Below are 24,323 nucleotides of genomic sequence, written 5' to 3'. Positions count from 1 at the left end.
ATATTATTTACGATCTAAAAGCATGCATCAACTAATTTTACAATATTCCATCACTGTGTTATACCGCTTAGCTCATATGCATAAGCATCACATATCTTTAATCATTGTAAGTCCATCCTGGATTTTGAGTCAATCTCTTATTACGTTTAAGCTCACTATGACTGATCGGCCAAAACCACATTTTATCCGCAAAGGTCGTTTTAAGTGTCCATATGGCTACTGGTCTATGAAAGAGATCTCGCTCCTTAACATTCATCAAAATATTACACCCATAAACTGGTAAAGCCTCCTCAACAGGCGCATCCATCCAACGACGTAAATCATAGTAACGCTGTCCCTCTCCCATCAATTCTATAAAACGTTCTCGTTTCAAAGTTTTTCTTAATTCCACTTTGCTAGTATACACCTGAGCAGGATAGTCTGGTACACCAGCACGAATACGAACCGGATGAGTACCACGCTGTATCTCTTTAATATCGCGACTGATCGCATAAGTTGTACCGCGCCACGAAGGAATATTATAGGAACCACTTAATTCATTTAATGCCTCGGCATAGACCAATAAAATATCAGCATAACGAATGGCAGGTTCAGCTTTTGAAATAACGCGTGACGCACTCCCCCCCTCGTAAGTGTCACTTGGATGAACAAATTTTTTCACTCCAAAACCCGTACGGAGCCAGTATGCATTGGATGAGTTGAAGCCATTACCCTTTGTATCATCGCGGTAATAAAACACTTGCTGATTGCGATTGCGTTCCAAGGTCTCATTCAGTAAAGTCCAGAAGCTACCATTATAAGCAACAGAAGCATAAAACCGAGGCTCTCGATTGGCATATTGCAAAGAAACACCTTCTCTCAATGGCCTATATTTACCTTTGCTATAATCATCAGCTGATACATAACCACTTAACCGGTTTGTTCCATTTCCACGTCCGATCTCACTATCTTTACCTGGAATATCTTTTCCGTCATTCATATAATATGCATCGACGAGCTTCTGTGTAAGACCATGCGTATTCCATCCGGTTGCAGAACGAGGCAACTGATGGATAACCATATCTGCTACGCTTTCACCATCTTGATTATTACCTCTAGTGAAAATAAGTTCCGGATTTCCTGAGGCTTGCAAAGTACCGTCAAACACTTGCGCATAGGATTTGGCAGGATCAATATTTGCCCAACCTTCCGGCCAGTTCTTTCCTGAAAAATTATTATCATTTGGCGGAACTACAGTTGCATCATCACCAGTTTCTTGGATTGGAACCCAATACAGCCGATATACGCCTAATTCAATCACATCTCGCGCAGCGGCTGCAGCCAGAGCCCATTTCTCATCTTGATAATCTACTGAAAGCAACCGCTTACCGACATCATCGACCAATCTCGCTGAAAAGGTTGACGTATTTCCGTTGGCTAATGGACTTGCCGCATACAGCAATACTTTAGCACGTGTGGCCAATGCGGCACCGCAACTAGGGCGAGCAGAACCATCCTGACCACGATTCATACCTAGCTTTTCCATTTCTTTAGCCGCCAATAATAGCTCATCAGCAATAAATTTAGCACACTCCTCATAGGTGCTGCGTGCTGTAGCAATGTCATCATAACTTTGTGTATAATCAATTCCTTCATCAGGTAACAATGGAATCGGACCGTATTTCCGCAAGAGTAACCAATAGAGGTAAGCTCTACCAAAACGAGCTTGCCCGCGATAATCTTCGATCTCAGCAGCAGTCATTTCTGTATTCATATACACATGATGAATAAAAGTAGTGGCATTGCGAATGCCCCGATAACACTGCGTCCAGCTACCTTGCTTATCATTTTCAGTATAAATCCCCATTTTGAACATATTATAGGATAGTTCGGTCTTTGAAGGATCAAAATCACGATCCCGATCACCATAATACATATCATCTGCAAAATTATGGGGCGTGAGCCCCTTGCTGGCAACGTCAACATTCTCTCCTTTAAACTCTTGGAAAACATGTGCTAACCACTCCTCTGTATATACTTTACTCTTAAAGACTTTTTCAATCGTGATCCGATCCTTAAAATATTGATCAGATTCCAGATAATTCTTTTTACAGGAGGAAATAAAAGTTGTGCACAGCACAAATAATAGCATGAAATATATCTTCTTTTGCATTTTTATTCAATTTATAGATTAACATTAATGCCTAACGTAAATGATTTCGGAAGCGGATAGTCTTCACCCCTAGGGCTCGCGAGTTCAGGATCCCAAAGCTTAAATTTTGACCAGGTCAACAAGTTACTTCCAACAAGAAAAATTCGAATGTTATTAGTCTTGATTCGATTAGCTAATGACTTAGGAATAGAGTAACCGATATCCAGCGTTTTAAGACGAAGATATTGACCATTTCTAAGCCAGTAGGTAGATTCTCTAAAATTGTTAGCGTTATAGCCATAACTTAAACGTGGATAGGAAGCATTTGGGTTTTCAGTCGCTGGATCTCCTGAAATATCCTCAGAAACCCAACGGTTATCGCCCATTACGCCTTTCATAACTTGCCCCCACTCGCCCTCACTGAATGCGTGCACAGTTTTTCCATAGGTGGAGAAAGTAGATTTTCCCGCTCCTTGAAAATGGACATTTAGATCAATCGCTTTCCAACTGATCGAAGCACCAATACCATAAATCAAATTTGGTCTTCTGGTAGCACCAATAGGTACACGGTCACCATCATCAATCACTCCATCACCATTAATATCTTTATATTTCAAGTCTCCAGGTTGATAATTTCCGAAAGTTTGATTCGGACTGTTGCGGATGTCATCATAATCTTTGAAGAGACCTAAAGCAACTAATCCTTTAGCCTGATCAACACGGAAACCGCGTTCATTCTGATAACCGTACACATTATTCTCTTCATCTTTTTCTAAAATGATATTCTTACTATAGGTAATATTACTTCTTGCAGTGATATTGAAAGCCCCTAACGTTTGCTTATATTCAAATCGACCATCGAAACCCCGTGACTGCACCGCGCCTACATTGGCACGAGGCGTACTTTCAAGTCCAACGATCGCAGGTAAAAATCTGCGTTCCATATATATACCTGTACGCTCCTCATTGAAGAAATCAAGATTAGCAACAATCTTATCTTTAAAAAGTGAAATATCGAATCCTAGATTTTGTTTCGTTGCCATCTCCCAGGTCACATATGGAGACGCTACTTGCGCATATTTCATTCCTTGATAGTACCTATTGAAACCATAATCGGCCCATTGGTAACCCCCATCTGGTATCCTGTTACCTGCACCATCTAAAGCAAAACTTCCGTCACTATTCCTTCGCCAGATTTCTTCGATCGTATATAAATAAGGAAACCTTTCCTGATTATTACCTACTTTTAATTGATCATTACCGACGCGACCCCATGAATACCGGATCTTAAACATATTGACCCAATCGAAGTTTTCCTTGATAAAGGATTCCTCTGATACGTTCCAGGCTGCAGAAACTGCTGGAAAAAAACCATACTGCTGTCCAATAGCGAAATTTTCGGAACCAGTGTAACCAAAATTAAAATCGGTAATGTATCTATTTTTCCAATTATAGGTTACCCGTCCTGCGAGTGCTTGATTTCTTCTCGATATACCATTCTTAATATCATCACCAATGTTTACGGTTTTTACTAAGGCGTCACGCGTAAAACGGATTACCCCACCTATATTATGATCGCCAAAGCTTCGATCATAATTGAACATTAAATCCAGAAATTCACGTCTTTCTCCCTCAGCTCCACTCATTTGAAACATTTCACTGGGATTGGATACATGCGTAAAAATCAGATTTCCATTTTCATCGCGCGCACGTTCAGCACGCCATTGCTCAGGCCATTTACGACGGGATATATTACTTTTATTGTTGGTATCAAAACCGACGATTCCCCTAGCCCGAAGTCCTTTAGTAATGAAATCGAAATTTTGTTCTATAGATACATTTGTCTGGATACTATTGGTCCAATTCTCATTAAAGCCCGTCTGCGTAGCAACTACCCAGGGATTAGTCTGATTCCCTGTACCGATCGCTGGTACGTAACCATTCGAATACATAACAGGTGTACGGATGGGCGAATACCCAAAGAGTACCCCCCAGAAATCATCATCCCCCATTCCTGGGCTGTTTCGTTTATCTAACGATCCTGCAACACCAATTTTAGCTACCGTAGTTTTTGTGATATTAAAATCAGTATTCAAACGATAATTCCAACGTTTGTAATTTGCATTGGTATTATAATCATTACGCAATGTTTCATCGATCTTATACATCCCACCTTCTTCAACATAACTCCCTGAAGCAAAATAGCGCGCTGTGGGGCCACCGCCACTCATATTCAGATTGGCTCTATAGGTCATCGCACCATCTTTGAGTAACAGATCTTGCCAATCTACATTTGGATATAAATCTGGATCCAGTCCTAATCTCAAAATTTCTAATTCTTCAGGTTGATAAATGGGTGCCTGATTACGCGTGATCCGCGATTCGTTTAAGAGATTAGCGTAAGTGACTCCATCTTCAAATTGAGGAGTAATCGTTCGGGTATTATAAATTGTTTCATCTTTAAAATTGATATTAATTTTACCCTCCTTACCTCGTTTAGTCGTAATGAGAATAACTCCATTTGCACCTCTAGAACCATATATTGCAGTAACTGCAGCATCTTTGAGCACGGAGAAGGATTCAATGTCTTCAATATTGATATCGTTGATATTACGTTCAATATTATCAACCAAAACCAGTGCACCTGTGCCACCACCAAAAGTTGAAATACCGCGAATCCAGAATTCAGAAATATTTTTACCCGGTTGTCCAGATTGCATCATGGCCATCACACCCGGTACATTTCCTGCTAATGCATTGGATAAGCTCGAAGTTGGATTGGATTTCAAGTCATTGACATTTACACTGCTTACAGCTCCTGTAGAAGTCAATTGCTTTTGGGCACCAGTTCCTGTGATTACAACTTCGTCCAGAACACTTGTTTCTGATTTTTCCAATGCCATATTTATAACAAAGACATCTTTAATCAGCAGGTCTTGTTTAATATATCCGATATAAGAAAATGTTAATCTTTTATAGCGTTCTACTTTGATTTTATACCGACCATTATTATCGGTAACCGTACCTAATCCAGGTGAATCGGTTACAAAAATACTAACCCCTACTAAAGGTTGTTTTTGGGCGTCCGTGACGACACCAGTTACTTCGACGATCTCTTGAGCCAAAAGACTACAGGTGAAGCCGAACAGCAACATGCATATTATTAAGAATTTTTTCATCATTAAAACCACTGGTTATTCGTTAATACTTTGATCCATTTCTTCAAGTGCGATTTTACGGATACGGCGATTTGATTGATCTCCTATATAAAATGCACCTTCTGTTTCACTGTAAGCGATACCAGAAGGTCTGTCAAAACGTGCTTCCTGTCTCAGGTCTCCATCTACATAGCCATATGGATTAGCATTGATACTGGAACTGCCCCTTCCTGCAAAAGTCGTCACACTCCCATCGGGTTTCAAGATACGGATAGCATGATTCTGCTGATCTGTGAAATAAAAATCGTATTCATCTGTCTTACCATCAGCGACGTATTTCGGATTTTTAACAAAGACTCCCTGATAAGGATTTCGCAGTCTTGAAGAAGAACCTACCGCATCCTCATAACCAGCTCCTCTAAGTTGACCACAAACCAAATACGGTTGATTAAACTGTTTCTTTTCCCAATTATAATCGACACGAAGGATATAGTGCTGGTTAATGACGACAATGTATGCGTAGTTTCCTGTAGGATGAATCAAAATCTTATATTCCCATTGCGGATCATGCACGACAAATAATTGTTCGTAGCCTTTAACATCAAGACCTTCATTAAAATATTTATTCAGATCGAAACGAAAAAATTGTCCTTTCTCATAACTATTAAAATACATCTCCCCATTAATAGGATGAACAGAGGCACCATTACACTGCCTATAGGTGGTCAGCACCTCCCTATCCTGCCACTGTCTATCACGCGATAATCGATAAGTTGCTCGATCATTTTCTCCGCCGCGGTCTTCTGCGATAATCATATATTTATGATCAACCGTGAAATCAATACTACGGGGACGGTCAAAATCAGAACGTTTTTTTGTTACGGTACTATCTGCAAAATTGATCAAGTAAAGTCCATTGTTATTATCGAATGTCATCCAGAGATGCTTCGGATTCACAGGATCAAATTTCATAAAAGAAGGCTCCCAGAATCCACTTGCCATTTTACTTTGGTCTGCATCCTTAAATTTTCCGTCCCTCCACGGTTCATCCCCCCGCGAGTTTCGGTATCCTATAATGGTAGATACAACCATTTTGCGCTGGTAGTCAAAAGGTTTTGCAGATTTACCAATAGTTTGTTTATTTGGATCTCCGACCCGCACTTCAATATCCCCATTAAACGCTTGCCTTGGGACCAAGCAGTATAGTGATTCTCCGACGGCACTAATGACTTTTGCTTGCTTTCCTCCAATAAGCACATTTATCTTTGTGGGATCATTTCCAAAATTTTGTCCATAGATAACAAGGCGCTGCCCCATACCTCCCGCTTTTGGACTAAAATCAGATACAACCACAGGTTTAGCTGAATCAAAAGGCAACGCCTCAGTGACATTTTTAATATCATCCTTACAGCCCCCCAATCCAAAAATAAGTACAAGAAATGTCCATAGCATATTGCTTAGGAGACACCTATTGCTGTTAATAAACTGTTTAGTTATCATAAAATATAATTTGGTTAAAATTTATTCTCAGTATTTAAAGTATTATCATCGATACAAATAACATAAGTGAATAATATCACCACAGCTAAATGGTATTAGCTTTTTAAATTAAAAAAAGGACCTCAATACGGTCTCCACTTTTTAACGATATATAAACTGCTACATTTTTAATTTACTTCTTGTAATTTAGATCTTTTAAAAAACCAGGTGAAGACATTTATAACTGCTATACCAGTATAGAACTATATGATAATGGTCAAAAAAAATAGTAGCTATAATTTTATAAAAATCGCTATTTCCCTAACCTCAGAATACATGTGGTTTCAAATAAAGTCTCTAATTATATTAGAAGGTTTAATGCTATAATTGATTAATCAAAATTAATCAACACAAAAAACATGACACTACCAATTCATCTCAACAGTCTGCTAATTAGTATCATAAATAAACAAAAAGACATGTTGAATATATTTTCAAACAAGATTTCCGAGGATAAAAACTTGGTTAAAAAAAAGAATAAATGAATAGAGACCATCCAAAGGAAGTAAGTTTATCGATTTTTACACAAAAAAGAATTCTATAAAAGACAGTAAAGAATAGCTTCTCGTACATGAGAATATATACATCAGATAAACACAAAACCGCTCTTTAACGGTCTCAAAAGAGCAGTTGAAATTGTGAGTATGTACGAAACAAAATGGGTAGATTTATCAATTGCGAGTTCGTCTTAATCTGCATCCTTCACCTGGTCAAAACAACTCATTACTTCAGTAAAATTGAATTTATCAAATTTTACCAAAAAGTGTAATTATTAATTTTAAAATTAACTCAACTGATCTTCAAGTGAATATAACGAGACAAAAAACTAGATATGAAAGGAGCTTAACAGCTAGTGATTGTTAAGTGCTAGTATTACGAACTCTATAGATTAAAAATTTGGATAGTGCTGTCGACTATTGTACTGCTCTAAAAAATGGTGCTTCCTTAGCTAAATGGCTACTGGTATTATTTTCCACTATAGGCCAGTCGGCGACCCATTTAATTTGATCTAAGAGCAGAACGCGTCTGTTACCTCCTGAAGATACACGGCTTTGCTTAGGGTTTATTCCATGATACAGCATCCAATCAATGCCATTCTCATCGGTCATGATACGAGAATTATGCCCTGTACCTACAAAGTTGTCATTACCCTCTAGCAACAGCGTGCCAGCACCCCTCATTTTCAAATCTCGCCCCTCTCTATCAAAATATGGGCCTTGCAATACTTTTGCACGCCCCACCATAATATGATAAGTACTCTTGGCTCCTTCACAGCAAGAACCCTTTGAACCAAATAAATAATAATACCCTCTACGTTTATGAATCATAACAGCTTCAAAATCTCCTGCGGCCACTTTAAACTTTTTCTGTAAACTGGAAATAGCTAATCCATTATCTGTCAACGGTATTCCATATGTACCTTGCGTATCAGCATCACTAAAACTTCCCCAGAACAGATAATTAATGCCTTTATCGGAGAAGAAATGGGGATCTATAGAATTGGGAACTTGAATTTCTTGACTATCGAATAATTTACCTTGATCTAAAAATGGACCAATAGGTTGATCTGCAACCGCGACACCTATTCCTGGATTGGAATCTCCCCAAGTGGAAAATGCATAGTACAGCAAATATTTGTTCTTTAGCTTGATAACATCAGGTGCCCAGATTCCTCCAGCCATTTTCCATGATGGCTTCTGTTGAAAGGCTGTCCCTATCCATTTCCAATGAACAAGGTCTTTAGATTGTAATATAGATACGAGACGTTCTCCGTGTTCATCTCCCCAATTATCAGCAGTACCATACGCATAGAAATAGGCTGACTTCGGATCTTTAAGTACTGTTGGATCCGCAAGTATAGGCTCAAATACTGGATTCAAATACGTGTTAGATCCAGTAGTAGCATCACTGCCACCGGTCAGATTGCTCTTCCGCAATCCTAAACTACTACACGAAATCGAAAAATAAACAGTACATATAAGTACTAAAAAACGACCGGTTACATTTAATTTATACATGATAAATGAATAATATGTCCGTAGGTTGAGCCTGCATTAAAAAAAGGGCCTTGTTGCATACAGGTATACACAAGGCCCTACAAACCAACCTATCTAAATCTACTTTACTTTTTCCATTTTTTCTGCCAGCATTTTGATAAAATAACCACCTACTACAGATCTAGCTTTAAAACCTGAGCGTTTAGGTTTATCTGTATAGATCCAATCTGACATGGGTACACGATCTACTGTCTCATTCATAAAACGATATACTGGGCTAATGAATTTTTCAAAGGTTTCTTTGTCATCGGCCATCGTTGCAGTCCAAGAAATCCAATCAGTTTTTGTATACTGTTGACGGTTATCCAATGGAAGACCATAAATGTTCTGCTTTGTGAGATAGTATTTGATCTCAGTTGTACGAATATCTTCATCAAAAATTTTCATTTTTAATATTTTGTTCCAGACCATGTTGTATTTTTGACTCCACGTACCAGATTGATCAAAGGTAAGTTTATAATGATCACCGTCTTGTGCCATTGTCTTCCATTTCTTAGCCATTGATTTTGCTTGATTGAGATACTTATCAGCGGTTTGCTGATCACCCATCATCTCCGCTAAATAACCATAAGAAGCAATTCCTAAAATCGCTTTAATCGATAAGTTGGCATTATGAGCAAAATGCCCTGCAAAGTCATCTGTACATAACTGATTTTCTGGATCAAGTCCTTTCTCTACCAAATAATCTACCCAGGTAGATAAGACTTTCCAATGTTTCTTTGCATAAGCAGCATTGCCTTCCGCTTTAGCAATAGCATAAGTTAATATTAACATATTGCCAGACTCTTCTACTGGCATATCTCCGCCATAGGTTTGCTTATTTGCTATCGGATAGGTACCCACGTCATGTGCCGCAAAAGGTTTTGTCCACTTATTGCTTTCACTGTAATAGAAAATAAAATTCATAAGACCTTTTGCCAGTTCAGGATTATAGTATAGAAATAATGGTGCTGAGGGATAAGTAATATCGACGGTGCCAATAGATCCATTGCTATCATTTTCCTTCGATAACAAAAGTAAATCACCATTTGGTGCTTTTACCAATTTATGTGCAGCTATCGCTTGACGATACGCAAGTGCGCATAATGCTGCATATTCTTTACCACCAGCCTTGATCGCGCTTTGCATCAATTGGGCATCAAATTGATCTGAGGCTTTTATTAATTTGCTATATTCTTTATTTGCTAAATCAAATTGCTTTTCAATGGTACTTTGGCCATCTCTATTCCAATAAGGACGTAAGTTTTCGTTAAAATACTGAATCGCATATAAATCGTCGTAACCTAAAAGTATCTTATCACTATATTTGGACGTTACGGAGAATGACTGACGCAGGGCCAGTTGCTTCCCTGAAACAGAGCTTTGAATAACGTGATTTGATTTTAAGAATTGTTTCCTTAAATCATGGCTATCACCAATCATGGCTTTGGTATTTTTTTGATCTCCAGCCATATAAAAATATCCCCAATCAATACGCAAGTCATCACCTTTATTACCCAGTATCTGTTGATTCTTACTTCCTGTTTTTACGTATTGTAAGGATCCATTTTTAAATTCACTACTTTCAGATTCTTGTAATGGCGAATTTAATGCCCAGTTTGGAGATGCTTCAAAATAGAATTCGATTTGATGTTTTTTACCATCTTTTGATTCAACTTGATAAGATAAATAATTGACAGGTCGTGTCAGTAAATCCAAATTATCCAAAAACATAGGAGCAGTAAAACTTACTTTCACTTTTACCGGCCCACAGTCAAAAACATAATGAGTTTGTGTTGCTTGCACATCAACGCTTTCTTGCTTTGCTTCCTGATCAAAATGATTACTCCCCTCTCTTTCTAAAAATAAGCCAAAATCAAAAAAGCCATTTGCAACTCTGTTGTGGCAGTAACCTCCAATGATATTTTTCCCTTTCCGAAGGGTTTTAACAACTTCATCTGAGAGTTTGACGCGATTATTTTTACCGGTTCTATTTCCGGTATTAACGACTTCTATTCCATTAACATATAAAATTGCATCATCATCATGGGTAAATTCAATATAAACAGACTGTCCCGCTAAATCTTTTTCTAAGTTGATAATCCTTCTAACCCATATCTTAGGCTCTTGCCAATCTGTTTTCGCATGAGATTCTTTATCTTTTGTACCAAATGGCGCAATCCCTGTTTTCCAGTTCGCATCATCAAATGCCAAGGTATTCCATCCGGCAGAAGGTTCCTTCTCTGTGTATGGCGCTTTCCAGTGATCATCTTCTCCCATTCGTGCGATAGGTTCTAATTCTATTTCCTCTTTACCTAAAAAACGATAGGCTTTACCATCTACTTTTATGACGCCAAGCAACGGAAAAGTTTTTCCGGTCCAATGCCGCACAACATCACCATAAAGTTCATCACTATACGACCACGCACTGGTATTGGGGTCAATGGTGACTAGAGGAAAAGCAGGTGCGCGCAAATTATTTTTGACTGGATTATGTTGCGCCGACGAAAAAAGCGATTGACACAACAGAACAGCTATAGCGACATATTTTAATTTCATTATGAATATATTGATGGATTACTTAAATAAATTTTCAATTTATTATCTTCATGAATCAGGTTACTCCACTTGCACAAAAGTAGAGCAACCTAATACACGCTAACGTTTAATTAAAAACTCAAATAAAGGTTTATGAATTGCCTTCAGTTCACTTTCAGGCATTTTTATTACTTTTCGATCGTAGGTCATTAGTCCATTTGTTTCAACTTCCACATCTGTGGTTTGCGTATAAACTGCCGCTGATAATCCCATTGGAATCAAACGGTTTAGATCATGAATAAGTCTTTTATAACGATCCAATAACTCCGTTTTATTTTTAAAACTTTGATAACCCCAGTTGTCTTTTTGTTGCCAAGAATGCCCCTCGACCGGTAAGCCTAAACCTCCAAATTCACCTAATGCTAAAACCTGATTTGCACCAAATAAAGAAGGATCAGGCATAGCAGCATCTGGATAATTATGAATGTCAAGAATATGTCCAGTTTCCATGAAATTCCCTCCACTGGCACTGTTCACTAAACGAGATGGATCATTTGCAATTGTCCATTCTGTAATTTCCTTAGTTTTAAACTGTCCCCAAGCCTCATTGAAAGGCACCCAGATGACGATGCTTGGGAAATTATGCAAAACTTCCATTATCGCCTTCCATTCTTTACGATAATACTGTTCTGATATTGCCGAACGCGTCTTGTCACGATCACCTCCTGAAATTTTTCCGGGTTGCATATCCCAATTATTTCCACCAAGATCACCGCTTGGCATATCTTGCCAAACTAACATACCGATACTATCACAATGACGGTACCAACGTGCAGGTTCAACCTTAATATGTTTCCTGATCATGTTGAAACCCATTTCCTTAGTTTTGATCACATCAAATTTCAATGCTTCATCTGAAGGAGCTGTATGCAGACCATCGGGCCACCAGCCTTGATCCAATGGACCATACTGAAATGTAAACTTATTATTAAGCATTAATCGTTGAATACCATCTTTATCTTGCTGCATCGATATCTTACGCATCGCAAAATAACTTTTAGCCTGATCAATTACTTTCCCCTTACGTAACAATTGAATTTCCAGATCGTACAATTTAGGATTAGAAGGAGACCACTCCTCTGCATTTGGAACAGCAATCTTAAAAGCCACATTTGGCTCACCTAATTGCTCCTGCAGAATACGACTGCCATCCACAGCTTTCACCTTGATCTGATCGCCAGGCTGACCTCCGGATACCAAAGCTTCAAAGGTTAAGCTTCCCTCATCCAATTGCGGAGTTTGCTTAGTACTTACAATATGACTTTGAGAAACGCTCTCTAGCCAAACTGTTTGCCATATACCTGTCACAGGTGTATACCAGATTCCATTAGGATGCTTTACTTGTTTACCCCGTGGCTGTGGCCCATCATCGGTAGGATCCCATACCCGAATAGCAATATCCTGCTTCGATCCCTTTTTAAGAAATTTTGAGATATCCATCGTAAAGGGATCGAATCCCCCTTCGTGCCTACCGACCAATTGGTTATTGATAAATACATCACATTGCCAATCTACGGCACCGAAATGAAGTAAAATCTTATTTTTTTGAACTGCTTTATCTAAAGTAATGCTATTACTATACCACAACGCTTTATCTTTTCCCACTTCTTTCCCTACGCCAGACAAAGATGATTCAACAGCAAATGGCACCAAAATATTACCTTCCCATTGGGTTGGAATAGCCTGAGCATCGACAGGTGTAATGGCATATTTCCAAAGTCCATTCAAATTTTGCCAATTGTTCGATCGGACGAGCTGTGGTCTCGGATATTCTGGATGTGGCTTTTCAACATTTACTTGTTCCCCCCAAGAAGTTAAAATATGCGAACCTGCGGGCTTCCAATCTTGAGCAAAGTTCATCTGTATGGTCATTAATAAACCTGCAAACAATAAAGTTCTCTTCATAATAAAAAAACGTATAATCATTAATATCTATATCACTATATTTAAAGATGGGACGACTACAAACCATGAACTTAGGCTCCCATCAAAATCAATTCAATTCTTATTTTGTAATCTCAATATTTTCCACACGAACCTAAAATGCTGTGATCAGTATCATTCTCTTTTAACCCCAAAACGATCATATTTTCTAAGATTAAACCATAATTCCTCGAAATAATTATTGAATGATTATTAGGTCGTTGTGCTTAATTACTGGTTACTCAAATTTATGATTTAACAAGCTACTTTAACTTGCTAATTTTCTCAAAAATGTGCGCATTTGTATCATTTAATTAAGCTTAGCAAAGGATTCTAAATTATTATTAAAAAAAAGCCCATTACCTAAATAAGAAATGGGCTTGATTATATTTGGATAATATGAAAATAACAATTACAGAACTGAGAATCGATATAGTGATTTAGTTTTATAGATCTGACCAGGAACTAATACGGTTGTTGGAAAATTCGGTTGATTAGGGGAATCTGGATAATGTTGTGGTTCTAAACAAAATGCAGTTCTAAAAGAGTCTTTTTTACCATTTTTCAATTGGACCTTTTCACTCATAAAATTACCACTGTAAAATTGAATGCCCGGTTCCTGCGTCAAGATATCCAGGACAATTCCGGATTGATCACCCACAATATGAGCAGCTTTATACCAATCACCTTCTCTTTGTTTATTTAAGACAAAATTATGATCATATCCCTTACCATAAGACAGTTGACGATCATTAGCATCAATATCTTTACCAATTGCCTTAGCGGTCGTGAAATCAAAAGCTGATCCGCCTACTTTCTCAAGTTTTCCAGTTGGAATCAATGTACTATCAACAGGCGTGAATTCATCGGCAAATAACTGAAGCTGGTGATTCAATATTGAACCACTACCTTCTCCGTTTAAATTAAAATAAGCATGATTTGTTAGATTTACAACCGTTTTTTTATCCGATTGCGCCTCATATTCAATTGTTAGTTCATTTTGGTCATTTAAACCATATGTAACTTCAATCGCAATATTTCCTGGAAAACCTTCAGCTCTATCTGGCAAGGTATATGCAAATGTAATCGATGAATCGCTCTTCATTTTCAAGGTCCAATTGGCAAAATGAACGCCATTAAACCCACCGTGTAGTGTATTGACACCATTATTAATAGGTAGTTGGTAAGTTTGTCCATCAAGTTGAAACATTCCCTTTGCTATACGGTTTCCAAAAGGACCGACAATCGTTCCAAAATAGGGCTCTGCCGGGTTGTTGTAATCGGTAGCTTTTGTAAATCCCAAAACCACATCCCTTAAATTACCTTGTTTATCCGGAACCCACAAACCTACTATGCGTGCACCAAAATTTGTAAAGTATGCATGCACACCCCGCTTATTTTTCAATTCAAATAACTGGACATCATGATCATTTATTTTAGCAGCAAATGCAGCGCTATCCATATAGGAAATCATTTCAGATTGATCCTTATTTTCTGTGACATTCTTTTGCTGACATCCTAATCCAATGACAAGGATACTAACAATACCCATACACTCCATTTTTCTTTTCATTTTTAATTTATTTTAGGTCCCTTATAAAGGTTCATAATTTTGATCATATTGATCAACTTAAGCGATTTAGTTGACAGATAAATGAAATAATTGAACTTAAAAGTTACGATTTACTTTTTAATTTTTTATCTTCAACCTTACAAGTACTAAAATCCTAAATTTAGAAAATATTGATTAGCAGAATTGTTTCATAATACTGCTCTTTTGTATCAATTACCAATTAGACATGATAAAAATTAAATTGTTGCTTCTTTATTTTGCTTATCTTTTATTTTCTGCTCATATCCATGCACAACCTTATTATTTTAACCATTATCAAATAAATGAAGGACTTTCTAACAACGCAGTTATCTGCAGTATGCAAGATAGCTACGGATTTCTATGGTTTGGTACCAAAGATGGATTGAATCGCTTTGATGGAAATTCTTTCAAACACTTTACAAGTAAAGAAGATCATCGAAGTTTAGGAAGTAATTCTATTATATCTTTAAAAGAAGACTATCAAAAAAAAATGTGGATCGGTACAGATCAAGGGATCTACGCTTATGATCCCATTCATGAAAATTTTGAAATATTAGATGAAAAATTTAGAAGCACAGAAGTTCCTGTTATTACGACAGATGGAAAGCACAACCTATGGTTTATATCCAATGGAATGCTTTACCTGCACAACCTTACAAATAAAGTAACAAGACAACTTACAAAATCAAATCTGTACATCACATCACTATGCAGTACAAAATCCGGAAAACTCTATTTTGGAACTCCAGAGGGTATTATTTACCTCGTTAACGAAAAGTATCAGATTACTCCATTTCTTGATTTCACAAAATCATTTGAAAAAAAAGATTGGTATAGCATTGAAAAAATAGTAGAAACAAAGCAGGGACAACTCCTAATTGGGACTTCCAAAGCGGGTGTATTCTCTTACGAAAAGAGCACTGGAACACTTACTTCCATTCTTGGTCAAAAACAGTTGAAACAATTTTTATATGTAAGGGATATTCTTCAACCGAATGATCATGAATATTGGTTTGCAACAGAATCTGGCTTGTTTGTTTATCAAATCGCCACTAAAAGTTTTCTCCATTTACGTAAGGAGAATCATAATAAATGGGGTATTTCCGACGATGCAATTTACAACATATTACAAGACAAAGATCAGGGCATCTGGTTAGGTACTTATTTTGGTGGACTAAATTACTATCATGCACATAACAGCATCATCGAAAAAATTTTACCGGGCGACCAACCAACAAACCTACAAGGATCGGTTGTAAGGGCCATAAAAAAAGACAAAGAAGGAAATATTTGGATGGGTACCGAGAACGGCGGAATATCAAAATGGAACCTCTCAACCAATAAGATCCAAAGTTTTACGAGTCAAAATAGCTCATTAGCTAATAATAATATTCATGGATTACTAGCCATTAAAGACAAATTACTAGTCGGTGCTTTTGTAAATGGACTCGATATATTCGATTTAAAACGTTTACAGGTGACACAACATTTGGATAGAAATAGTTATCATAATTCAGAACTTGAAAGTAATTTCATATTCCACCTCTATCAAACAAAAAAGGGTGATATTTTAGCCGCTTCTACACGAGGCTTGTACCGTTTTAATTTGGATACCAAACAATTTTTCTTAATAAAAAATGTACCGGCTTATATCTTTTACACCTGTATATTAGAGGACTTCCGAGGTAATTTATGGATAGGTACGTGGCGTGATGGTTTAATTTGTTACAATCCAGAGACCAATTATTTTAAACATTATAAGCAGCAGACACATGATCAACATGCGCTACCCAATAATCGAATTAACAGTTTATTTGAAGATTCAAAAAAAAGATTGTGGATTGCAACTGAGGGAGGAATGGTAAAAAAAGAATTTGAAAATAACAGTTTTAGCTTTATAAGTATAAAAGACGGGATGCCCAGCAACGTTATTCTCTCTTTTTTAGAAGACAAAGAAAATAATATCTGGGTGGCTACTTCCAAAGGTCTTGTTAGGTATAACCCCGTCAACCACAAAATACGAACATTTAATATGGAATCGGGTTTACCAACATTACAGTTCAATTACAACTCTTCCTTTGATGATAACAATAATAATTTCTACTTTGGGACTATCAATGGTTTGATCCGATTTAAGCCCGAACAATTAAATCAAATCAAATACAATGCAAAAACACCTATTTTTATTACAGATTTAACTGTCAATAATCGAGAAGTGAGTCAAACTGATGAATCAACCATTCTCAAAAAATCAATTCTCTTTACCGAAAGTATTAAACTTAAGCACGATGAATCCTCATTTAGCTTAGATTTTGCTGCATTACATTACCAAGCTCCTCATTCTGTACGCTATAGTTATAAAATGTTAGGAATAGATGAAAAATGGAACCCTATCAATGGTATCCCCCGCGCATACTTTACCAAACTGGCGCCAGGAAATTACACATTCATAATTAAAGCTGAAGATCCAAATGGCACTGCGATTCCACAAATCAAGACCTTGAAAATAGAAGTATTACCACCAATATGGGCAAGTCTTCCTGCATATCTTATCTATGGATTTATTATTATCGGACTTATCGCATTTATAATTCATCATTTTAACGAAGCAATAAAACAGCGGAATCGTCAACATATCTTAACAATCCAAAACTTAAGAGATCAAGATTTATACCGTTCAAAAATCAATTTTTATACTGATGTTGCTCATGAAATCCGAACTCCGTTAACATTAATAAAGGCTCCTTTGGAAAAATTGATGGATAGAGTCGAACGCAGTCCAGCAGTAGATAAATTACTGCTAACGATGGAAAACAATACCAATAAACTTATTGAACTAAGCAATCAATTACTGGATTTCAGAAAGTTAGAGGCCGAAGGGTTTAAATTAAACTTTGCACCGCATAATATAAGCCATATTTTACAAGAAATTATCAATAATTTTTCCGTAACCTTAATTGCTCAAAATCGTGTTTTAACATTAGATATCAGTCAGAATATTATCGCTTTAATAGATCTAGACGCTTTCGAAAAAATCTGTTATAATCTGCTTAATAATGCTTTAAAATATGCAGATCATCAAATAGAAATAACATTAAAAACCGATGAAAATACAAAAACATGTGTATTGATCATAAAGAACGACGGGGCACTAATTCCGCCAGCGGAACAGCAAAATATTTTTGAACCTTTCAATCGCTTAAAAAGAAGCAAAAGTATTTCAGGTAGTGGATTAGGTTTAGCCCTAACTAGATCATTGACCTTAAAACATCAAGGCACATTAATATATGAAGTAGACGAATCCTCCTTCAACGTATTTAAACTCATACTTCCTTTAAATCAAAGCTCACTATCATCATGAAAAATTCAAAAGCCAATATCCTCTTAATCGACGATCATCAAGAATTACTTGAATTTATTGCAGATGATCTCTGTGAGGAATATCATGTTCAAACCTGCAACAATGGTCTAGAAGCATTGAAATTGATGGAATCGGATAATTTTGATTTAATTATTAGCGATGTCATGATGCCTGAAATGGATGGTTACGAATTGTGTCAGCATATTAAAGAAAATATGGCATCCTCCCATATTCCGGTAATTTTACTTACGGCGAAAAATAGTATCGAATCTAAAATCCAAGGCTTAGAATTTGGCGCTGATGCTTATATTGAAAAACCATTCTCACCGGCATTTTTAAGAGCACAAATTGCCAGTCTTCTAAAAAACAGATTAAAAGTAAAAGCTTTTTTTGTTAGTAACCCTTTATCGCAGATACAGAGCATCGGCCAAAATCAAAGCGATCAAGAATTTCTTCAAAAAGTGGATGAAATCATTCAGAATCATTTAGATGATCCGAAATTCAATGTTGACCGTATGGCTGATATTTTATGCATGAGCCGTCCAACACTTTATCGAAAAATTAATGTTGTTTCAAGCCTATCTCCTAATGAATTAATTAACCTGACCCGGCTGCGAAAAGCCGCAGAATTGCTAGCACAACGAAAATTCAAAATCTATGAAATATCCAATTTACTAGGTTATAGCTCTGCCACGCATTTTTCACGTAACTTTCAAAAACAATTTGGAGTAAGCCCTTCTGAATTTTTGGAACAACAAAAACTACACTCCTAAAATAAATAAAAGACCTCATGCTAAATACATGAGGTCTTTAAAAACAATCTTTAATTTTTGACTAAAAGCACAACTGAATTCCTTAACTATTAATAGCTACCATTTGATAGCGACAGCTACACCCTCTGGGTCATTTTCAAATCCTAGCAAATAAGTTTTAGTTTTTTGATCCCAATTTGATTCAGTAAATACTTCTTGATGATTGACACGTATACTCTTCGGTTTTTCAGGTAATAATATGCGTGAAATATTAGTTGTCTGAATAGGACTTTTAGCAATAAAAGAATAATTATTCCCATCTATCCTTTCATCATATGTGCGACTAGCTGCTGCCAATACCTGAGGTTTCTGCTTATCTTCGATACGATCAAGATTTAAAAAGAAACATTGTTCTCCAACTTGCACATCGCGGCTGGTAACAATGGGTAGCTTAGGATCAAATAAATCTATTAAATTTCCCTTGACCTGAAATGATCTATTATTGACACTTTCATCTAGGACAGCAATCAAATCATAGACACCACGGCTGAGAAAGAAGTTGTTCTTAAATTCTAGTTTTCCACTCTTAGTTTTTGTTTCATATAAATCTTGGACCACACCAAGCAATTGTTGCGTATTATTCTGTTTTAATACATACTCTTTTGGATCCGTACGTAAAATATGTAAAAAACCCTTCCCATAGCTATACCTTCCCTGTTTTGCTACTTCCTTAATATTCATCTTTTCAAACAAATGATCTGCAGGACTTGCGTAATTATTTCCTTTCGTATTCCACCATTCTTGAACAGTCTGGAAAGGATCAAGATCAGTACCGCTATACACCAGTAAACCTCCAGATTTTACCCAATCGGCTAAATGCTGATGAGCTTCGGCGCTTAATGGTTTCATATTGGCATATGACATCAATAAAACTTTGGTATCTGCTAAAGCTTCTTTGAAACTTAAATTTTCGATATGAACGGTTTTAACAGGTACACCTCTTTTTAAAAAAGGCAGTGCAAGGCCATAAAAATTAGCTAACTGCGGGTCATCATAACCAGCATGGGTAGGAAAGCGTTGAAACATGAGCGAATTTGCCAATAAAACACTTATCCCTGAAGAACCCGAAACTTGATTTTCAGATTTTGGCATTTGATTCAAGGTATTGATCATCACTTGCATCTGCGTCGCATAATCTTTTGGAATCTTAGCTTTTGTATCGCTATTTATGCTGGTTTTATACAATCCCTCATAGATCCTTTCCGGCCAAGGCATTACCTCATAATCGGATATATTCGGATATAACAATTGCGCAGTAAAAGTTGCTTGATAATTTTTCTTATAATCTACCCAATCTCTTGGCCAATCTTCTATCGGATCTGTTAAGAAAAACATCTTACGGGCAGTTGGTGCAGTCATGGATTCCATCGATCCATATTCTAAAAATGCCGTTTCGAAAACACGCTCTTTTACGACACCATTAAAATAATTTGGCTCTCTGGAAGTTCCCGTCCACACTTGTGCGATATAACCATCAACTACGGGCAATGAAGCTAAACTTGCTTCCGGACTTACAATCATCCACTGCGAATAGTTGATTAAAGAATGTGTCGGCACATAACATTTAACATCCATTCCTTTAGATTTCCCATAAGCTTTAGCATAGGTAAACACTTCATTTAAGGCATTAAAATATAACCAGTACTTCAATTTATTAGCGAGGTAAGTATTTTCAGGAGACTCATGTTGTGACCTCCACTCGAAGCCATAATATTTTTTCCATTCCCGTTTAAAAGATTCACTGTAACCCGCTCTAGCCCAAAATTCCGGCTCCTCCATAAAAATTGCATCAATACCAGCGTCAATAACGCGCTTGACATGCATTTCCTTAATATATTTTAGATAATTATCCGTAGGAACGATATAAGGCACCATATGTCCATGCCAAATTGTATCGCCTTTTACGTCAACTTGACCCTCATCAAGATGCATTTTCCCATCCCACTTTCCTGTAAAGTAATCCTGATATTCGCCCCATGCTATACCTGTCATGTAGTGTGTGATATATCCTTTATCCCTCCAGCTCCTGACTCTTTCTTCAAAAGGAATTCTTTTGGATTTATCCGATGGGTTTCCTCCAGTACCGTAGATCATGACGGCATCTGCTCTATTATCAATGGTTGGACGCCATTCTCTTGAACTTTGAAAAGTAGTTTTCACCGGATCCTTTACTTGCGCAGTAACCGCAGATGAAACAGCTAGTAAGACTATTAATATGCTCGTTTTTTTCATGTTTAATATATTAATATATAAATAAATCGATCCTATTGCGGAATATCAATTCTCTTTGCCTCGTTATAATTCCATCGTCTTGTACCACTCCCTCTGGGTGTATCATAGTTAATTCTAGAAGCCGCACGTATAAACACCGTACGACCAGCAGGAATCTCTCCTATTGACTCTATTTCAATTACTTGTCCGAGTAAAGGATCAAAATTACGTCCGCCATATTCGATCTTACTAGACCAACGTTCATCACGAGCACGATAGCCAACAGTAGAAGAATAACTTACAAAAAATTGAATATCAGTAATATTGAAAAAATCAGCACTGTAGTTGCCTAAAGGTTCTATCTTATCTTTAAAAAACTGTTCATTGATACCACGGGTTACGCGTATTTGAGCACTAATTTTTCCTTTACTCACAATAGGTTCTCCTACCCACTCGATCTTCAAAAATGGATGTACTTCCATTTTTACTTCATGTGTACCATTCAACTCCATATTCTTGCTATCATCCGCAAGGATGGTATTATTCACATCCTTACGAACCAATGGGATAAATGGACCATCTACTGTTATATTATAATTTCCTTTGAACAACTTGTTGTGTTGAAAAGTACCATTAGGCATGCAATAAAAATCTGGATTGTGTTCGACATTGTCTCCCCAACTTAATTCGGTCAATCGAACACGAATACCCTCACTACCTTGGTCGGTCAACACGCGTTCACCAGTTTGTGCATCAACAACTTCTCCTTTTAATGTTACCGCTGGAACCTCATAATTGTCTTCCTTAAAAAGATTGCATGAGCTTAATAAAAGTAACATACCTATTATACTAAAAAATCTATTTTTCATTTTCTGTAATTTTTAATATTAACGATTTGGCTGTTGATCGATGACAGCACTTTTTGCGACCTCTCCACCAGGAATTTCAAAATAATAATCCAATGGGGTGTAAGAAAATGTTTTGGTGCTTACCCACTGAAACCTAGCATCAAAGAAATATTTCCCTGATGCTGTTGAGAAAAAGGGATAAAGTCCTCTAAAACGGAAATTCTCATTATTACTATATTGATTTTTATCTTTAGTTTCACCCCAGAAATTATCTCTCCCTTCATAATGCAAAACTCTCCATCGACGTAAATCCCACTTCGCTTTATGTTCAAATGCTAACTCCTTGCGTCTTTCTTTTCGCACGATATTTCGTCCATTATTATCTCCGCCAATAGAAGTCGTCAACAATTTTGCTCCTGCACGTTCGCGAATTTCATTTACCGCTGCTGTTGCCACTTGTAGGAAATCACTTCCATCGGGTGCTGTTGCTCCAAGCATATTTAATTCTACTCCAGCCTCTGCTACATTTAATAATATTTCAGCATAACGCATCAAAATAAAAGGTTGATCAGATTTTCCCTCACCAATTTCTTTGGACAAATTGGTGTTTAACCATTTCCTTATATAAAATCCAGTAAGAGTAGCTTCACCATTATCATAAAATGGACCATTGGCACCAGCCGCAGGCATGCGCTGTCCCTTATATTCAACAGTCTCTTGACCACCACCATCTCTTGGACTCAAATACAATGTTTTAGGATTTGAGGTATAGGCGCCAAGTTGCTGATAACGTGTATCTGCAGTAGCATAAGTATAATTACTAAATAATGGTTTTATTGGAATTTGACCAGTGTAAATTCCTGCACGAACTTCTATCGATTTCCCCCTAAATACATCATCTGGAAAAATGACATAAGCTCTTAACCGTGGTTCTGCATTTTTAAACAAGTCCATCGGCTTGTCATACAGCAAATAATCGCCCTCGGTATTTGTATTTCCTGAGGTTACTTTTAAAGTACCATTCGGATATTTATCAAAACCGTCGAAAAGTTCCAGAAAATCTACTGTAGGACAGGTTCCTGCTGATAATGGTGATCGAAATACAAACGGAGAACTAAAAGCATCAAAACTATGTGTAGTTGTTGGAAAAAGATATTCTTTGACATAAATATTTTCAGAACTACTGAGATCACTAAACATATCGACCATATTTTGATACTGTGCTTCTGCATCATTTGCTTGCCACTTTTTCATATAGAGCGAGTAACCTCCCTCTGCCATAACGGTTCGCGCGGCTTGATAAGCCTCTAAAAAATATTTTTGAGAAGCAGATCTCCAATTCGAAGGATCAAAACCAATAACACGCACTCCTGTTTTTTGTCCGAGTCCCGTTAATCTTCCAGAGACTGTTTCGTTATATTTTGCGACACTACCGGCATATAACATGGCTTCAGATTTAAAAGCCAAAGCCACATATTTATTGGAATACCCTGATTTCAAACTTTTAGGTAACATGAGCTGAATGGCTTCATTATAATCTTTCAAAATTTGATTCCAAGTATCTTCTTCACTCGATCTTGCAACTTCAAGATCAGCAGCGGAAGCAGGATATTGAATAACCTTAGTGACCAAAGGAATACCACCAAACCTGCGTGCCATAGCATAAAAAACTGTTGCTCGTACATAATAAGCTTCACCCAAATAATGATTATAGATCTCTTGTGAAAATTTATCTTTATAATTTGGCAAAGTCTCAATCAAATGGTTGGCATCGCGTATTAATTCAAAACCCCTACCCCAGTACGGTGTACGTTCGCTCGTAAAAGATCGGGTGATTCCATCCCTATTGACAGCCTCTCCAGTACCTTCAATTCCATTAGATGCTAACCAGCCATTAAATTCAATACCCCATTCGGCCATATATTTAAAATCTTCGAAAGGCATTAAACTATACATCCTAGCCATGTAGATATCTATCCCAGCTGGAGTAGTCAATAAGTCCTCATCAGTAACAATATTTTTGGGAGTAATGTCCAAGTCGGTACAACCAGCAAGACCTAGCGAACCAAAAAGAGATAATATGATCAATATTTTTTTCATGTGATTTAATTT

12 protein-coding genes are annotated in these 24,323 nt (G+C 37.0%); 2 read left to right on the top strand and 10 right to left on the bottom strand.

Annotation, left to right across the window (positions count from 1 at the left end; all coding sequences use genetic code 11):
• Positions 1-97: 97 nt before the first annotated feature.
• The 7 genes from EDF66_RS09180 to EDF66_RS09150 form a co-directional block, all read right to left on the bottom strand.
• On the bottom strand, positions 98-2,152 hold the full coding sequence (locus EDF66_RS09180) for a RagB/SusD family nutrient uptake outer membrane protein (RefSeq protein ID WP_132842145.1): 2,055 nt from the start codon (positions 2,150-2,152) through the stop codon (positions 98-100).
• An 11-nt stretch (positions 2,153-2,163) separates the two neighbouring features.
• On the bottom strand, positions 2,164-5,313 hold the full coding sequence (locus EDF66_RS09175; RefSeq protein ID WP_243656020.1) for a SusC/RagA family TonB-linked outer membrane protein: 3,150 nt from the start codon (positions 5,311-5,313) through the stop codon (positions 2,164-2,166).
• Between the two features lie 12 nt (positions 5,314-5,325).
• Positions 5,326-6,789: an IPT/TIG domain-containing protein gene (locus EDF66_RS09170; protein WP_207898562.1), complete on the bottom strand. Its 1,464-nt coding sequence runs from the start codon at positions 6,787-6,789 to the stop codon at positions 5,326-5,328.
• Positions 6,790-7,742: 953 nt separating this feature from the next.
• Positions 7,743-8,846, bottom strand: a complete 1,104-nt coding sequence (locus EDF66_RS09165; RefSeq protein WP_132842143.1) for a family 43 glycosylhydrolase — start codon at positions 8,844-8,846, stop codon at positions 7,743-7,745.
• A gap of 99 nt (positions 8,847-8,945) precedes the next feature.
• On the bottom strand, positions 8,946-11,423 hold the full coding sequence (locus EDF66_RS09160) for a glutaminase family protein (protein ID WP_132842142.1): 2,478 nt from the start codon (positions 11,421-11,423) through the stop codon (positions 8,946-8,948).
• A 99-nt stretch (positions 11,424-11,522) separates the two neighbouring features.
• On the bottom strand, positions 11,523-13,367 hold the full coding sequence (locus EDF66_RS09155; RefSeq protein WP_132770150.1) for a glycoside hydrolase family 2 protein: 1,845 nt from the start codon (positions 13,365-13,367) through the stop codon (positions 11,523-11,525).
• A 430-nt stretch (positions 13,368-13,797) separates the two neighbouring features.
• Entirely contained in the window at positions 13,798-14,958 is a 1,161-nt protein-coding gene (locus EDF66_RS09150; RefSeq protein ID WP_207898560.1) for an aldose epimerase family protein, read from the bottom strand.
• Between the two features lie 226 nt (positions 14,959-15,184).
• Here EDF66_RS09150 and EDF66_RS09145 point away from each other — a divergent pair, with 226 nt between their 5' ends.
• Positions 15,185-18,340 carry a two-component regulator propeller domain-containing protein gene (locus tag EDF66_RS09145; RefSeq protein WP_132842140.1) on the top strand — a complete coding sequence of 1,052 codons (3,156 nt, stop codon included), beginning with the start codon at positions 15,185-15,187 and terminating at the stop codon, positions 18,338-18,340.
• Complete coding sequence (locus EDF66_RS09140; protein ID WP_132842139.1) at positions 18,337-19,113, top strand: response regulator; 777 nt, start codon at positions 18,337-18,339, stop codon at positions 19,111-19,113. Before EDF66_RS09145 ends, EDF66_RS09140 begins: the two co-directional genes overlap by 4 nt.
• Positions 19,114-19,209: 96 nt before the next feature.
• Here the strand turns inward: EDF66_RS09140 and EDF66_RS09135 are convergent, their stop codons facing one another.
• From EDF66_RS09135 to EDF66_RS09125, 3 genes are read right to left on the bottom strand one after another with little or no spacing between them, the layout of a single operon-like run.
• Entirely contained in the window at positions 19,210-21,384 is a 2,175-nt protein-coding gene (locus tag EDF66_RS09135; protein WP_132842137.1) for a hypothetical protein, read from the bottom strand.
• Positions 21,385-21,416: 32 nt separating this feature from the next.
• Entirely contained in the window at positions 21,417-22,232 is an 816-nt protein-coding gene (locus EDF66_RS09130; protein ID WP_132842135.1) for a DUF3823 domain-containing protein, read from the bottom strand.
• 18 nt (positions 22,233-22,250) lie between these two features.
• On the bottom strand, positions 22,251-24,311 hold the full coding sequence (locus EDF66_RS09125; protein WP_132842134.1) for a RagB/SusD family nutrient uptake outer membrane protein: 2,061 nt from the start codon (positions 24,309-24,311) through the stop codon (positions 22,251-22,253).
• Between the last annotated feature and the right edge of the window lie 12 nt (positions 24,312-24,323).

Source organism: Sphingobacterium sp. JUb20, from assembly GCF_004342035.1.
In the GTDB taxonomy this organism is placed as follows: domain Bacteria; phylum Bacteroidota; class Bacteroidia; order Sphingobacteriales; family Sphingobacteriaceae; genus Sphingobacterium; species Sphingobacterium anhuiense.
Note: the sequence above shows the minus strand (reverse complement) of the source record. Positions and strands in the feature narration are given on the sequence as shown.

Coding starts and splice junctions, on each gene's coding strand:
- EDF66_RS09180 (WP_132842145.1), bottom strand. CDS start 2,152: ATGCAAAAGAAGATATATTTCATGCTATTATTTGTGCTGTGCACAACT.
- EDF66_RS09175 (WP_243656020.1), bottom strand. CDS start 5,313: ATGATGAAAAAATTCTTAATAATATGCATGTTGCTGTTCGGCTTCACC.
- EDF66_RS09170 (WP_207898562.1), bottom strand. CDS start 6,789: ATGATAACTAAACAGTTTATTAACAGCAATAGGTGTCTCCTAAGCAAT.
- EDF66_RS09165 (WP_132842143.1), bottom strand. CDS start 8,846: ATGTATAAATTAAATGTAACCGGTCGTTTTTTAGTACTTATATGTACT.
- EDF66_RS09160 (WP_132842142.1), bottom strand. CDS start 11,423: ATGAAATTAAAATATGTCGCTATAGCTGTTCTGTTGTGTCAATCGCTT.
- EDF66_RS09155 (WP_132770150.1), bottom strand. CDS start 13,367: ATGAAGAGAACTTTATTGTTTGCAGGTTTATTAATGACCATACAGATG.
- EDF66_RS09150 (WP_207898560.1), bottom strand. CDS start 14,958: ATGAAAAGAAAAATGGAGTGTATGGGTATTGTTAGTATCCTTGTCATT.
- EDF66_RS09145 (WP_132842140.1), top strand. CDS start 15,185: ATGATAAAAATTAAATTGTTGCTTCTTTATTTTGCTTATCTTTTATTT.
- EDF66_RS09140 (WP_132842139.1), top strand. CDS start 18,337: ATGAAAAATTCAAAAGCCAATATCCTCTTAATCGACGATCATCAAGAA.
- EDF66_RS09135 (WP_132842137.1), bottom strand. CDS start 21,384: ATGAAAAAAACGAGCATATTAATAGTCTTACTAGCTGTTTCATCTGCG.
- EDF66_RS09130 (WP_132842135.1), bottom strand. CDS start 22,232: ATGAAAAATAGATTTTTTAGTATAATAGGTATGTTACTTTTATTAAGC.
- EDF66_RS09125 (WP_132842134.1), bottom strand. CDS start 24,311: ATGAAAAAAATATTGATCATATTATCTCTTTTTGGTTCGCTAGGTCTT.